The sequence below is a fragment of the Methylophilus flavus genome (assembly GCF_042678905.1).
GTDB classification, from domain to species: Bacteria; Pseudomonadota; Gammaproteobacteria; order Burkholderiales; family Methylophilaceae; genus Methylophilus; species Methylophilus flavus.
The window spans coordinates 1,584,401-1,598,212 of record NZ_JBHTLN010000001.1; the positions used below are offsets into that span (position 1 = coordinate 1,584,401).

At 51.0% G+C, this 13,812-nt stretch carries 13 protein-coding genes; 9 read left to right on the plus strand and 4 right to left on the minus strand.

The features are described from left to right. The first annotated feature begins 124 nt into the window (after window positions 1-124). Window positions 125-2,602 (plus strand): chemotaxis protein CheW, encoded by a 2,478-nt coding sequence (locus tag ACFQ2T_RS07855; RefSeq protein ID WP_379032752.1) that lies wholly within the window; start codon window positions 125-127, stop codon window positions 2,600-2,602. Next, a complete protein-coding gene (locus tag ACFQ2T_RS07860) occupies window positions 2,602-4,764 on the plus strand; it encodes a sensor domain-containing protein (RefSeq protein ID WP_379032755.1) in 2,163 nt (720 codons plus the stop codon). Before ACFQ2T_RS07855 ends, ACFQ2T_RS07860 begins: the two co-directional genes overlap by 1 nt. A 1,026-nt stretch (window positions 4,765-5,790) precedes the next feature. Here ACFQ2T_RS07860 and sbmA read toward each other — a convergent pair. Both sbmA and ACFQ2T_RS07870 read right to left on the minus strand, forming a co-directional pair. Then, entirely contained in the window at window positions 5,791-7,017 is a 1,227-nt protein-coding gene (sbmA, locus tag ACFQ2T_RS07865) for a peptide antibiotic transporter SbmA (protein WP_379032758.1), read from the minus strand. A 148-nt stretch (window positions 7,018-7,165) separates the two neighbouring features. Then, window positions 7,166-7,480 (minus strand): hypothetical protein, encoded by a 315-nt coding sequence (locus tag ACFQ2T_RS07870; protein WP_379032761.1) that lies wholly within the window; start codon window positions 7,478-7,480, stop codon window positions 7,166-7,168. Between the two features lie 266 nt (window positions 7,481-7,746). Between ACFQ2T_RS07870 and ACFQ2T_RS07875 the strand changes: the two genes are divergently transcribed. Further along, window positions 7,747-8,763, plus strand: a complete 1,017-nt coding sequence (locus ACFQ2T_RS07875) for a trypsin-like peptidase domain-containing protein (protein ID WP_379032764.1) — start codon at window positions 7,747-7,749, stop codon at window positions 8,761-8,763. 21 nt (window positions 8,764-8,784) lie between these two features. On the opposite strand, the gene ACFQ2T_RS07880 is transcribed toward ACFQ2T_RS07875, so the two are convergent. Both ACFQ2T_RS07880 and ACFQ2T_RS07885 read right to left on the minus strand, forming a co-directional pair. After that, complete coding sequence (locus ACFQ2T_RS07880; protein ID WP_379032767.1) at window positions 8,785-9,426, minus strand: DUF1109 domain-containing protein; 642 nt, start codon at window positions 9,424-9,426, stop codon at window positions 8,785-8,787. Next, window positions 9,423-9,962, minus strand: coding sequence for a sigma-70 family RNA polymerase sigma factor (locus tag ACFQ2T_RS07885; RefSeq protein WP_379032770.1), 540 nt, complete (start codon window positions 9,960-9,962; stop codon window positions 9,423-9,425). Before ACFQ2T_RS07885 ends, ACFQ2T_RS07880 begins: the two co-directional genes overlap by 4 nt. A gap of 168 nt (window positions 9,963-10,130) precedes the next feature. Here ACFQ2T_RS07885 and ACFQ2T_RS07890 point away from each other — a divergent pair, with 168 nt between their 5' ends. The 6 genes from ACFQ2T_RS07890 (at window position 10,131) to ACFQ2T_RS07915 (ending at window position 13,809) form a co-directional block, all read left to right on the plus strand. Continuing rightward, the gene (locus tag ACFQ2T_RS07890; RefSeq protein ID WP_379032773.1) at window positions 10,131-10,367 is read left to right on the plus strand and encodes a hypothetical protein; all 237 of its coding nucleotides are present in this window, start codon (window positions 10,131-10,133) and stop codon (window positions 10,365-10,367) included. A 27-nt stretch (window positions 10,368-10,394) separates the two neighbouring features. Next, window positions 10,395-11,177 (plus strand): DUF692 domain-containing protein, encoded by a 783-nt coding sequence (locus tag ACFQ2T_RS07895; RefSeq protein WP_379032776.1) that lies wholly within the window; start codon window positions 10,395-10,397, stop codon window positions 11,175-11,177. Further along, the gene (locus ACFQ2T_RS07900) at window positions 11,150-11,434 is read left to right on the plus strand and encodes an HvfC/BufC family peptide modification chaperone (protein ID WP_379032779.1); all 285 of its coding nucleotides are present in this window, start codon (window positions 11,150-11,152) and stop codon (window positions 11,432-11,434) included. Before ACFQ2T_RS07895 ends, ACFQ2T_RS07900 begins: the two co-directional genes overlap by 28 nt. Beyond that, complete coding sequence (locus ACFQ2T_RS07905; protein ID WP_379032782.1) at window positions 11,385-11,840, plus strand: DoxX family protein; 456 nt, start codon at window positions 11,385-11,387, stop codon at window positions 11,838-11,840. The genes ACFQ2T_RS07900 and ACFQ2T_RS07905 overlap by 50 nt, the downstream gene beginning before the upstream one ends. Window positions 11,841-11,842: 2 nt before the next feature. Beyond that, entirely contained in the window at window positions 11,843-13,126 is a 1,284-nt protein-coding gene (msrA, locus tag ACFQ2T_RS07910) for a peptide-methionine (S)-S-oxide reductase MsrA (RefSeq protein ID WP_379032785.1), read from the plus strand. A gap of 86 nt (window positions 13,127-13,212) precedes the next feature. Further along, window positions 13,213-13,809 carry a nucleotidyltransferase family protein gene (locus tag ACFQ2T_RS07915; RefSeq protein ID WP_379032787.1) on the plus strand — a complete coding sequence of 199 codons (597 nt, stop codon included), beginning with the start codon at window positions 13,213-13,215 and terminating at the stop codon, window positions 13,807-13,809. Window positions 13,810-13,812 lie beyond the last annotated feature (3 nt).

The following is a 13,812-nucleotide window of genomic DNA, read 5'->3' on the forward strand; positions in this document are numbered from 1 at the left end:
TCTTTGAAAGTGTTTCATGTACAAGCAGCCCCTTACCGATGATCTCACCAGCCATTTCAAACAAGTTAATGATTTTCGCTCAAGAATTTACCAGCTTCAAAACGCCTGGGATAGCCTGGCCTTAATGGCTCAGCTGTCGGGCACCGGCTCCGAAATGGAGCACACCCGCACTGCGTTTAATACGATTTCCAACGATGTGCTTCAACATCTGTCGCAGGAGACTTTGCGCAAAACAGCCGCGCAATTGTCATCCAAGGCATTTGAAATTATCAACCTGCTGGTACGCAACCTGTTTGAGCGTACCGCAGATATCGGTTTTTTTGCCACCGATGACGATGTGCGCGATTACCTGGCGCAATACATGCAAGGAACGATGACAGACCAACAACACGAGGACCTTTGTTCGCGTTTTGAGGAGTACCAGAAGAAATATACCGTCTACGAAAACATCGTACTCTTTGATAGCCAGGGCCAGTTACTGCATCAACTGGACCCCAGCCAGACCATGCTTGACCATTTCCATCCGATCGTGGCGCTGGCCCAACAATCTTCAGAGCCTTATATAGAGCGGTTTTACGAAACCGAGGTCAATGGCCGTACCTATAAGTCACTAGTCTATGCTCACGAAGTACGCAGCCAGGATGGCCGTAAACCATTGGGCGTCTTATGCCTCTGCTTCAAATTTGTGAATGAGCTGGACACGATTTTTCAAAACCTGATCGCTGAAAACGACTGGACCGTAGGCGTGATGCTGGACGAGAAGCACAATGTGATTGCCTCCAGCGATGTCTACCAGATTCCGCTGGGCGCTACCCTGTGCGCAGCACCTGACCATGACTGGTTTATCTGCCGCTTTGCCGGCCGGGAATACCTGTGTGTCACCAAGCAATCTGAAGGCTATCAAGGTTACCTGGGACCAGGCTGGCTTGGCCAGACCATGATCCCGCTTGAATATGCTTTCCATCACACTATGCACGCGATGGTAGCCCATGTGGATGGCGAAACCCTGCGCAAGGTGATGCGCAGCCCGATGATCTTCTCGGATGCCTTGTTGAATATCCCCAAACAGGCCGCCAGTATCCAGAGCAAGTTGAACCAGTCGGTATGGAACGGCAATATCTGGCAAAGCAATTATGTAGATACCCAGCAAAAGAACTTCTCCAAAACCCTGCTGTGCGAGATCAGTAATACCGGTCATAAAACGCAGCAGATCATCGAGCAGATGGTGTCCGAGCTGTACCAGACCGTGGTGTCAGTGATGCTGGAAAACTCCAGTTTCTGCGCACAAATGGCAGTGGATATCCTGGACCGCAACCTGTATGAACGTGCCAATGATGTACGCTGGTGGGCGCTTACTCACAGCTTCAGGGAGCTACTAGGCCAAAGCAAGGTGAGCAAAGAAGACCAGCGCAAGATCAGTGAAGTATTACGCTATATCAATGGCCTGTATACCGTGTATGACAACCTGATCGTGTTTGACCGCCAGGGTGAAGTCATGGCGGTGTCTAACCACCGTTACGAACACCTGGTGGGCACCACCTTGCAGGATGAATGGGTAGGCCGCACACGCAGCTGCCTTTCTACCCAGGATTATGTAGTGTCACCATTTGAAAAAACGCCTTTGTACGGCGACCAATGCACTTACATTTACGCCGCGCCTATCCGCAACCTGGAGAGTAACGGTATCGTTGGTGGCATCGCCATTGTGTTTGACAGCACACCACAGTTCCAGGCTATGTTGAAGGATGTCGTGCCGCACGATGGTGATGATGCGCCGGTCGCGGGCAGTTTTACCGTGTTTGTGAATGATCAGCTCAGAGTGATTTCCAGCACCCACCAGGAAATTGCCATTGGTGAGAGTTTTGAATTGATCCCGGCCATCAGTAAATTGAAGGAAGGCGAACAATTGTTTGATATTGCCGTTTACCACAACACCTATTACGCCGTGGGCGCGCATGCCTCTTACGGCTATCGAGAATACAAAGGCGAGCAAGACAGCTACCGCAACAAGGTAGTGGCCCTGATCTTTACCCCGCTGGGCAAAGTGGATGAGATCAATCAGCGTATCCACGCCGAGGCACAGGTCATCCACAACAAATTCAACCCCAACCTGTTCCTGCAATACGGCAAGGATACCCAGGAGTATGCGACTTTCTATGTAGCCGACACCTGGATGGGCATAGAAACGCAGTATGTGCGGGAAGCGATTGATGAGGTGCAATTACGCACCCTGCCGGAACCGGCGCCATTTATTGCCGGTATGCATGCCTACCAGAATGAGGTGATCCCGATTATTGACCTGGCGCGTATGCTGGGTCACGAACACTATTCGACAGATTACCGGCAGATCATCGTGATTGAAGATAAAACCACCTCACTCAAATTTGGTGTATTCGTCTCGGCACTGGGTGAAATCCCTTACCTGACGCCCGGCCAGATCCAGCCGATGACGTCACTGTTCCGCGGCGTCAGCCATAACCCGGGCACTGCCATTGCCAACATTGCGCAGCACAGCATGCTGACACTGGTCACGGCACAAAGTATGTGGAACAAGGTGATCACCGTGCGCACACTTATGCAGGAAGAACAGGTATTGGCCTGATGAACAGCCAAACCATACTCGGCATCATGCAAAACGACATCATGGATTCATTACTCACCGCGCAACAGCAACGACTGATGGATACCTTGCTGGATAATCTGGACGGCATGATCTACCGCTGCCTGTATGACGACAGCTGGACCATGATTTATGTAAGCAAAGGTTGCCAGTCACTGACCGGTTATACACCGCCCGAGTTGCTGCTCAATAAAGATATTTCGTATGAGCGCCTGACTCACCCGGATGACAGGGAAAAAGCCCGTACTATCATTGCCGAAGCGCTGTCAAAAGGTGAGCGCTTCCAGCTGGAATACCGCATCGTGCGCGCCAATGGCGATATTGTCTGGGTAGCAGAACGCGGCAGCGGTGTCTTCGATGATGATGGCCAGCCAGTGGCACTGGAAGGCATTATCCAGGACATCAGTGATCGCAAACGGATGGAACAGGCACTATTCAGTACCGAGCAAAAATACCGCTCCATGTTTGATAACTCAACGCTGGGCATGTTCCAGACCACAGAGTCCGGCACCTACCTGAATGCAAACCAGGCCTTGGCGGATTTATACGGTTATGCCTCTGCAGATGAACTGATCAGCGACCTCAACAATATCAGCACCCAGCTCTACGTCGCCGAAAGCCGCCGCGGCGAATTTACTGAAGCGATCAGCACCTATGGCCGGGTGCAGAATTTTGAATCCGAGGTGTATCAACATAACGGCGAAACCATCTGGATATCAGAGAATGCCCATGCGGTATACGACACCCTGGGCCATATCCTGTATTACGAAGGCACGGTAGAAGACATCACCAACCGCCGCAATCATGAGCAACAGATCCACCAGCTGGCCGTCACCGACAAACTGACCGGCTTGCTCAACCGCCATGCTTTCAGTGGCAAACTGGCCAGCCTGATTGCCGAAGCCGACAAGATGCAGCGCAAGATCGCCATTGCGTTTATCGACCTCGACCACTTCAAGCTGATCAACGACACACTGGGACATAGAGCAGGCGATAAAATGCTGGAGAATGTCGCGCAACGCCTGATCCAGAGCACCCGTCCTAGCGACGCCATTGTACGTTTTGGTGGCGATGAATTCGTCATGCTCTACCCCGGCTTGCGCGCAGGCGAAGATGCAGAACCCCTGCTGGCCCGCGTCATGGAAGCGATCTCATTACCGATAGAGATTGGCGACTATGTGTTCAACATGACCTGCAGCGTGGGCGTGAGCATTTACCCTGACCATGCCAAGGAAATCGACACCCTGCTCAGTTGTGCGGACTCAGCGCTTTATAGCGCTAAAAATGCCGGCAAGAACAAAGTGCAGATGTTCAGCGGTACGCTGGCCCAGCAACTGGGCGAACGCAATGAAATCGAATATGGCCTGGGCCACGCGTTACAACGGCAAGAGCTGATGCTGTATTACCAGCCACAAATGAATATGCAACATGGCAATATCAGTGCGCTGGAAGCACTGATCCGCTGGCAGCATCCGGAAAAAGGGCTGATTCCCCCGGACGAGTTTATCCCGGTGGCGGAAGAGACCGGGCATATTTTTGCCATCGGTGAATGGGTGCTGCAAACCGCCTGCCAGAAAATAAAATCCATGCAGACTGAATGGGGCTACCTGGTGCCGATTGCGGTGAATGTGTCGCCGATACAGTTTTTGCGTGGCAACCTGGTTGAAACAGTGCAGCGGGTACTGCGCCAGGAACGGGTACCGCCGCATTTGCTGACGCTGGAGGTCACGGAAAATGCCAGATTCAAAGACGAAGCCATGTTCACGCGTACGCTGGAACAGCTAAAACGATTGGGTGTGTGTATCGCAATTGATGATTTTGGCATTGGCTATTCCAATATGGCCTACCTGAAAAACTACCCGATTGATGAACTGAAAATCGACAAGGCCTTTGTGCAAGACCTGGAGCAAAGTGTCACCAACGGCAACATCCTGCTGGCGCTGATCAACCTGGGCAAGAGCTTGCATAAATCGGTGACGGCAGAAGGCATAGAAACGGAATACCAGCACCGGTTCCTGCTACATAGCGGATGTGATGTCGGTCAAGGATATTATTACAGCCGACCGTTGTCGGAAGAGGCATTGGCGGAGTTTATGCGGGAGCAACAGCCGAAGTTTGATCATATGCAGAGAGTGGCCAGGTAACACTGGCCATTATTGCGTTATTAATGGCATTTAGCATGCGTTACGCATCGCATGCTAAATGCCATCCGGGTAGGTTTATGCTGAGCTTTGTAGCAACTTTGGGAAGTGGTAATTAGGTATTTCTTTGGCTGGTTCTGTGGTCTGTTGCAGCATTTTCTTTCGCCCCTAGGCGAGTTACTTTTCTTTGCTTGCACAAAGAAAATGTAACCAAAAGAAATGCACCCTAGCTTCCGCTTTTACCCTGCGTTGCTCATCAAAATAAGCGGTCGCGAAACTCGCCCTGACAAGCCACACATACCGTGGCTTGTTGCGGAGCTCAGACAGTCGCTCCCTTTCTCCTTATTTTGACTCCGCTACTCGGCGCGTCAAATAGGGGCCCGTTTAAAACCACCACGATGGGATTTCAGTTAACTGCAATGGGTTGAGGGCGCTTAGCCATTGTGTTAAAACCAACCCGCCAACTGTCTTTCCTGCTTTGTTTTGCTTTGGTTTTATTGCGTTGGTCGAGCGGGATACGATGTGAGAAAGACCTACCTAAATAACCGCGTAGTGCTTTTCATGGGCCCCTATTTGACGCGCCGAGTAGCGCAGTCAGCGTGGGAGCATTCGGCCAGCGTCTGTTTGAGTTCCGCGGTGGCTTGCGTTCTTTGCAAGCCGCTAGGGCGAGTTTCGTTGGACGCCCACGTTGACGAGCAACGCAGGGTAAAAGCGGAAGCTAGGGTGCCCTTTACTTTGGTGACTTTGCTTTGGGCAAGCAAAGGAAAGACACTCGCCTAGTGGCGAAAGAAAAAGTTTAGATATCCAAAGAAATACCAATTAAAACCTACAGAAAAATTTAATGTCTTCTCGTTTTAGCTGAAAATTAACCTTGCCTGGATTCTGGCCTTCGCCAGAATGACGATCAGCCATAAAGTGCAGCAGACTTCGCAAAAGCCAGCCATTCCGCATGCACAGAGCATGCTCTGTGAAACCCCAGATACACCCCCGCCATGATGCCGCCTATTGCAGCAATCGCCAGTTTCTACATCATGAATTCGTCAGCTCAATCTCCGGCAATGCCTCATGCTTGATCGCCGCCTCAAACGCCGTCAAACGTTTATACACCGATAACAACTCAACAATCGTCGTCCACGAATTCACCAGATACTGGAAAGAATTACTGACTTGCGAAAATGCTGTCAGGATTTGCTGCAAAATACCAAACGTAATTTTGCCCGCTGCAATGGTCGGTACCAGAATCAGGTAAGCAAAAATATTATCCGCCTGCAGGTATAGACTGCGGGCAACGTTAAAGTACATATAGTGGAAGTACAATCGGAAGTAGTTGTTACGCACATCCAGGAACAATGATTTCAATGTCTCTGGCTGTGCCCGTTCAGCATTATCTTCACCATAGACCAGCTCCTTACGGTAAGCCGCTTCAACCCGCTGATTCCTGAATTCCAGGCCCGGCAATTTAATCCCGACTGCCGCCAGCAGCAGCGTTCCGAATACTGACCAGGCAATCGCAGCGGTAAACAGCGGCGCAGGCACCACCCCAAACACAGGCAACTCACTCACGTATGATGACAGGCTCCACAATACCGGCAGGAAAGCCACCAGCGTCATAATGGCCTCCACCATGGATACACCTAGGCCTTCCATAATGGTGGCGAAGCGCATGGTATCTTCCTGCACACGTTGTGAAGCACCTTCAATGTTGCGCACTTGCGGCCATTGGCTTACATAAAACTCATTCATCGCCGTACGCCAGCGAAAAATATAGTGACTGACAAAGAAACGCGTGATCACGTAAATAAAAATAGCGACGAAAGCAATCTCGGCAAACTGCAACATCAGCGTATACAGCTCAGCGGTAGTGACTTTTGAATTCGGCGACAATGCTGCTTGCACGCCATCAAAGAAGGGCCGGCGCCAGTTGTTGATCGCAACTGATACTTGCACTGAATAGTAGGTAGAAAACAGGATAAACGCAGAGCCAATAATCGACCACCACTGCCAGCGGCTCGGTTTCAAAGTGAACCAGACCAAGGCGAAGATGGCGACACTTAACGCGTAATACACATAAAACAACTTAAATGAGTCGGTGACAAAGTGTCCCAGGCCGATCACCGGCTCTTTTTCAGCCATATCCAGGCCAACTGCGGCGCCAATCACGGTGGAAAACTCAAACCATACTCCGCAGCAGATCACCGCCCATAAAATAACAGAAGGCCAGAACCAGCGGGAGTCAGGGAAAAAGGATTTGAACATGGTGTTTTCTTTATGGATTTTTTTGCCAGTGTATTGCCTCTGACAGTTAGCCGCAAGAAGAATGACCTTTAAACGCCTTTATAAAAAATGCAGACAAGAAAAAAGCCTCGCGAGGAGGCTTTTGGAGGATCAATTTAATTCACTTTGGCTAGCTACGATAGCCGCGGAAGCAACAATCAACTGGCGCTGATTTCGCCTTAACCAGCTGGATGCGTGGTGTTTTTGCGTTCACGCGATGGTTATTGTGTATACGTTTTTTGGCTGCTACAGGTTCTTTTTGAACCAGAGTCTCAGTGGACTCATTTTGACTGTTATCGGCGACTCTCACCATGCCATCCGCTTGCATGCTGCCAGTACGGCTGGATTGATCACCAATCACTTTTTGCGGTTTTTCTTTTACATCTGCCGGTGCGTGGCCTTCAAACGTCATCATAATCACAGCCAGAACGTTGGCAAAAATCATCTTTGGAACCATATAGGATTTTGCATTGTGCATCTTGAATCACTCGACTTGTTTATTCAATGTGAAATGTTAGAGATGCTTGCTTGTAGGAATAAGAAGGATATCGCCTATTTGCCTGTCAGAATTTCCTTACATAAAAGGAAAAAGCGAATGATGTCTACAGCAACCCCATAACAAGTATCTGTGGCATGCTGAAAACGTTTCTTAGTTTCCTTGGTCTTACTTTCACTTTCATAAGCAGCATTCAACAACAAGCGGGGATTTGCATGAAATCAATCGTGGCGTTCTTGGGTTTAACTACATATATGCTTACGGCACAAGCGCAGCCGGATATGGTGGATACGCTGGAATTGGGGCACTCGATTGTGATGGTCACCACCGACCTGCCTGGTGGCTCCAATGGCCGCGGCTCTGGTGTCGTTGTCAGCCCGGAATATGTCGCCACCAATTGCCATGTGGTTGCCAATAGCAACGGTGCCAATATCGCCAAATTCCGCGATGGTTACCAGCCAGTCGGCCTCAAGGCCAACTGGCGACGCGACCTCTGCCTGCTGAAATTCACCCCACTGCCCTTCAAGCCTGTGCCCATGCGCGAAAGCAAAACGCTGCAGTACGAAGAGGAAGTGTTTACCCTGAGTTTCCCCGCCGGGTCGCCGGTGCCACAACCGTCTTATGGCAATATCAAAGGCATTTACCCTTACGATGGTGGCCGGATTGTACGCTCCAGCGCGACCTTCGCCATGGGTTCCAGCGGCGGCGCCCTGTTTGACCAGGATTTCAATTTAATTGGCCTGACGACTTTCAAAAGCCCTGGCCATCATGCGTATTTCTACAGCCTGCCCGTCGAGTGGATTAAGGAGTTGATGGATAGCCCTGAAGTCGTCTCGTTGAAAACCAAGGAAGTACCGTTCTGGGCATTACCCATAGAGGAAAGGCCTTATTTCATGCAAGTGGTGATTCCTTACCAGAATGAGGAATGGGCGACATTGAAAACCATCGCCAACCAGTGGACCAGCAAAGAACCTGATTCGGCAGATGCCTGGTATTTTTTAGGGCTGGCTGAAGAAGGCCTGCTGCAACTACCGCAGGCGGAGAAAGATTTTAAACGCGCTTACACCCTTAACCCGCGTGACCTGGATGCGATGCTGGCGTTATCGCGTATCGCGCTGGTGCAAAATAACCTGAGTGCGCTGGAGTCATTGCAACCTGCCGTCTCTGCACTGGATAAGGCACAGGGCGATTTGATTGCCCAGCAGATTACCAAGCTTAAGCAGAGTAATTAATGGCAATACCAATGCGTTATATCACCAACGCAAGCTGCGGTGCCCGACATACGCCATGATTGCAGTCGGCACCAGCATCCCCAGCACATACCAGATCGCCAGGAAAGGCGCCGCCATTTCCGGGCAGTGCAAGGCATAGATACTGGCGCCAGTACTGCCAGCCAGCCAGCCAGCCATCGCCCCGGTCAAGACCGGTTGCGTAGGTGCCAGGTTTCGTAAGGCCAGCAGTGTCAACCCGCCAACCGGCACTGCCAGAAAGGTAATATTCATGATGCAGACGCGCCAGGTCTTACCCCAGACCATGCCCGCATGCTGGCTTGCATCTGCGCCTACCCAGGTCGAAATCGCCCATATCCATAATGCCAATACAGGAAGAGACAATACCCAATAGCTGACTTTGGGAAACTTGCCCGGATAAGACAAGGTGGTCACAAACGTCAGTGCCATCAGGGCGCTGGCGAGCGGTACGCCAAGTTTCATCCAGAATGCAAAGCTGGTACTCACTGCGCGCAAGTCGGGCCGGATGCCATAAATAGTGATCAGCAATAAAAAGGAGATGGCCGCGCCCGCCAGCAATGCCTGGGCTATGCCTTTTTCATTGGCGTGCTGCGCAACAGGTTCAACGCCGGTCGACAGCATCTTGATTAATTCATCAGTTTTCATGCTTGTTCCTTCCACATATGGGCCAGCGCTTTCATGCCTCTATGCACGCCCACTTTAATCGCAGAGATCGACATGCCTGTGATGGCGGCCGCTTCTGCCACAGATAACCCCTCCAGCTTGGTATGCTGGATAGATAGGCGCTGATTGGCTGGCAATGATGCGAGCATCACGTCCAGGTCTTTCCTGGAGGCACTTGCCTCCTCATCGCTCACAGATGACCACTCCGCATCGTCATCAAAAGGGTCATTCAATGCTTCATGATGCGAGCGCCTGCGCAAACAGTCGATCATCTTGTAGCGTGCAATCGCATACAGCCAAGGCGTCAAGGGTTCTTCCCGGCGGTAAGTATGGCGTTTGGTGTGAATCGCCAATAAGGTTTCTTGCAACAAGTCCTCTATTTCATCGGGTGCGTTAGTCAGGCGCCGCCTTAAATAAGCCCTGATCAGGGAACTGGCGCGCTGCAACAAAAGCTGATAAGCCTCTGCATTGCCATCCAGGGCACGCAGCATCAACGCACGCAGTTCTTCTTCACTCATCATTGATCTATTCGCTTATGAAGGGATAAAGGTTACAGAAACTTTAAAAAAATATTTTTAATATCGAGTGTAACCATAATCCTCGTTGCCACGTATTAGCAAGAGAACATTGTGAACATTGCCTCGTAAAATCCACAATGCATCTCAACCTAAACAGGAGTTTTCAAAATGAATATCAAACAGTTAGCTGCACTTGCCACCACCATTATCGCCACCAGCGCTTTTGCCGGTAGCCCACCAGAAAAGAAATGTAGCGCCGGGACCTGTAGCAAAAAAGAAATGTCTTCTGAGAAAAAAGACGCATCATGCTCTAAAAAAGAAGCTGCCGGTGAGCAAAAAGAATCCTCTTGTTCCAAAAAAGAGTCTTCTTGCAGCAAGAAAGAAGCTACCTGCTCTAAAAAATAAGCACGATTTGGAACTAAGGATATAGCCATGGCAGGACTGGGTTACCGCGCGGAAATGAATGAGTGGGAGGTATCGGCGATTGATGCCGATTTCTTTGAGGTCGCGCCTGAAAACTGGATACGACGTGACAGGACGCCACTTTACCAGCTCATAGATGCAGGCCGCCCAATCCGGCTCCATGGCGTCTCACTCAGCCTGGGGGGCACCGCCCCCATACAGCATGCGTTTCTGAAAGATGTGCGTGAACTGATGCGCGACCTGCAGGCCGAGTACTATTCCGACCACCTGGCCGCCAGCGGCGATGCACACCAGCTGTATGACCTTTTCCCGGTCCCGTTTACTGATCACGAAGTCATCCGTATCAGTGACCGTATCAGGGAAGTACAGGATGTACTGGGCACCAGGATTGCAGTAGAAAATACGACTTACTATACCAACATAGGTGACATGAGCGAGGCGGAATTCCTGATGCGCGTGGTTGAACGGGCGGACTGTCATATCCTGCTCGATATCAACAATATCGCGGTGAATCACAAGAATCACCAGCTTGCCGAATTACAGCAGTTTCTATCCCAGGTAGACATGCAACGCGTGACTTACATGCACGTGGCAGGCCACGAGTTTGATGACCGTTTCGGGCTGTATATTGATACGCATAGCCAGCCCGTGGAAAACGAAACACGAGAGGCCGCACTTGCATTACACCAGCAGCATGACATCCCCATTTTGCTGGAATGGGACAACGACATCCCCTCAATGACCACCATTAATCAACAACTATCATGCCTGAAGACTTCTATCTCTATGTAAGAGGCGTGACTGAGGTCATTCCGTCCGGTTATACCGAATCCGGCATGCGGGCTTACCGGCACCTGGTGTACCTGGGCGCCAGCCAGATGGTTGAAGCACATTTTCCGGCCATCCGTGAGCAAATGGGTGAAGAAGGATGGAAAGCATTGATACAGGCATTCGTGCGCCAGTCTGCCTGGACATCACATTATTATGGAGACCTGAAAGATGAATTCCTTATATTCCTGGCACGCGAAACTGATAGCGAGCATACGTGATCTCGGCCTGCTGGCCCTCAGGCTATGGGCAGGGCAGGAGTTTTTGCTGGCGGGCTATACCAAACTCACCGGCGGCATTCATGCACCGGAGTGGTTCAGCGGCCTGTCATTTCCTTTTCCGTTAGGTTTACTGGGCCCAGACCTGAACTGGGTGATGGCAGGCACAGGCGAAATTGTGTTTGGCTTTGCCATATTGATAGGCTTCTACAGCAGGTTGGCAGCGCTGGGTTTGCTATTCATCACCTTTGTCGCCATCTATACCGTGCATTTCGATTTAGGCTGGGCTGGCTGGAACCAGATCGACACCGACGCAGGGCTGGGGTTTAAAGTACCACTCATGCTGGCACTGATGTTATTTACCATTTTGACGCAAGGTAGCGGACGCTACAGCGTGAAGGAGTCATAACCATGAAGCTGATACAAGTGTTGAAAAGCACATCGCTGTTGTGCCTGTTTTTATCTTTTTCGCTGCCAGCAAGCGCGGATACTGTTCCGGCATCGGATACGGTGGTCTTAGGCATGGGCTGCTTCTGGGGCGCCGAAAAGCGCATGAGTGAAATCCCCGGTGTGATCAAAACCGAAGTAGGTTATGCGGGTGGCACCAGCGCATCGCCCACCTATGAATCGGTCTCCAAAGAAGGGCATTCAAACAAACCTGCCACGCATGCAGAAGCGCTGAAAGTCACATATGATAGCCGTGTGACCACGCTGGATAAAGTGCTGGCGGCATTTTGGCAGAACCATAACCCCACCCAGGGCAACCGTCAGGGCAATGATGTTGGCTCCAACTACCGCAGTGCCATTTTTTACAACTCGGCCAGCCAGCAAAAAGCGGCCCTGCAAACCAGGGACATTTACCAGCAGGCTCTAAGCAAAGCCGGTTTAGGCAATATCACCACCGAGATCACGCCACTTAAAGCGTTTTATCCGGCCGAAAGCTACCACCAGCAGTACCTGAAGAAAAACCCGAATGGCTATTGCGGCCTGGGCGGCACTGGCGTGGCTTTTCCCGGTAATAGCCTGGCTGCGCCAATCGCGGTTGCACCGCTGGATGGCAAGAAATTATCGACGCAACAACTGGTGGTGTTCGAGTCTGAAGTATGCAATTTTTGCAAAGCTTTTGAAAAAGACATCATGAGCCAGTGGAAATCCGATGTCGGCATCGCCAAAACCTATGCGACTAAAGCGCCGGCTGGCTGGGCACTGAAAGAGGATTTGTGGGCGACACCTACCATCGTCCTGTTTGAAAACGGCAAAGAGGCAGCGCGATACACGGGCTATGATGGCAACAAACAACGTTTCTGGCGCTGGCTGGGGGTAAAAACGCTGACTGCCGAACAACGTAAGATTGCATTCGAAAAAGGCACGGAGTTACCGTTCACCGGCTCCAACCTGGATAACCACGCCGCCGGTTATTATGTAGACCCGGTATCAGGCGAGCGATTATTCCGTAGTGACAAAAAATTCAACAGCGGCACCGGCTGGCCTAGTTTCTTCGACCCATTGCCCGGCGCATTGGTATTAAAAGAAGACACCAGCCATGGCGCACGCCGCACAGAAGTGTTAAGTGCCAGTTCAGGTATTCATTTAGGACATGTATTTGATGATGGCCCGCCACCGACTGGTAAACGTTACTGCATCAATAGCGCGGTGTTGAAGTTTGTGCCTGATAAAAAAGATAAGACTATTTAAGCCTGGTCGAATCTATTGAGAATCAATTTGTTTGAAGTCGCATCACCGGTTCATAATGTGGACTCATGTAACTTTCAAGGATGTTGGTGACGAATAACACGCAGCAATCACAGGTTGTGGGCATTTTGCTGTCGGCAGGCTTTTCACGCCGCTTTGGTCAGCAGGATAAACTGCTGCATCCATTGGATAGCGGATTATCTGTGGCCGAAACTGCCGGTCATGCATTGATAAAGGCACTGCCTAACGCAGTAGCTGTCGTGCGCCAGGAGAATACTAAATTGCAGGATGCGCTGATTGCGCAGGGTTTTCGTGTCACACAGTGCGCAGCAGATGCGACGGAGATGGCAGATAGCCTGAAGCTGGGTGTGCAGGCTGCCCAGTCTGCTTTTCCAAACGCCACCGGGTTTGTGATTGCACTGGCGGACATGCCCTTTATCCGACCAGACACCATTAGCAAAGTAGCGGATCAATTACAGTCTGCTGCCATCGTGCAACCCACGGTTAAAGGACAACGCGGTCATCCGGTCGGCTTCGCCAGCCGCTATGCACAGGCGTTGCTTGCCGTGAGTGGCGACCAGGGCGCACGCGAAGTATTGCGCGCCCATCAGCATGAAGTGTTTTTGCTAAACTGCGATGATCAGGGCATTGTGCAAGATATTGATACTCCCGCAGACTTGCCCTAAATG

Coding starts and splice junctions, on each gene's coding strand:
- ACFQ2T_RS07890 (WP_379032773.1), top strand. CDS start 10,131: ATGAATATCAAACAGTTAGCTGCACTTGCCACCACCATTATCGCCACC.
- sbmA (WP_379032758.1), bottom strand. CDS start 7,017: ATGTTCAAATCCTTTTTCCCTGACTCCCGCTGGTTCTGGCCTTCTGTT.
- ACFQ2T_RS07860 (WP_379032755.1), top strand. CDS start 2,602: ATGAACAGCCAAACCATACTCGGCATCATGCAAAACGACATCATGGAT.
- msrA (WP_379032785.1), top strand. CDS start 11,843: ATGAAGCTGATACAAGTGTTGAAAAGCACATCGCTGTTGTGCCTGTTT.
- ACFQ2T_RS07895 (WP_379032776.1), top strand. CDS start 10,395: ATGGCAGGACTGGGTTACCGCGCGGAAATGAATGAGTGGGAGGTATCG.
- ACFQ2T_RS07905 (WP_379032782.1), top strand. CDS start 11,385: ATGAATTCCTTATATTCCTGGCACGCGAAACTGATAGCGAGCATACGT.
- ACFQ2T_RS07875 (WP_379032764.1), top strand. CDS start 7,747: ATGAAATCAATCGTGGCGTTCTTGGGTTTAACTACATATATGCTTACG.
- ACFQ2T_RS07870 (WP_379032761.1), bottom strand. CDS start 7,480: ATGATTTTTGCCAACGTTCTGGCTGTGATTATGATGACGTTTGAAGGC.
- ACFQ2T_RS07855 (WP_379032752.1), top strand. CDS start 125: ATGGCTCAGCTGTCGGGCACCGGCTCCGAAATGGAGCACACCCGCACT.
- ACFQ2T_RS07880 (WP_379032767.1), bottom strand. CDS start 9,426: ATGAAAACTGATGAATTAATCAAGATGCTGTCGACCGGCGTTGAACCT.
- ACFQ2T_RS07885 (WP_379032770.1), bottom strand. CDS start 9,962: ATGAGTGAAGAAGAACTGCGTGCGTTGATGCTGCGTGCCCTGGATGGC.
- ACFQ2T_RS07900 (WP_379032779.1), top strand. CDS start 11,150: ATGCCTGAAGACTTCTATCTCTATGTAAGAGGCGTGACTGAGGTCATT.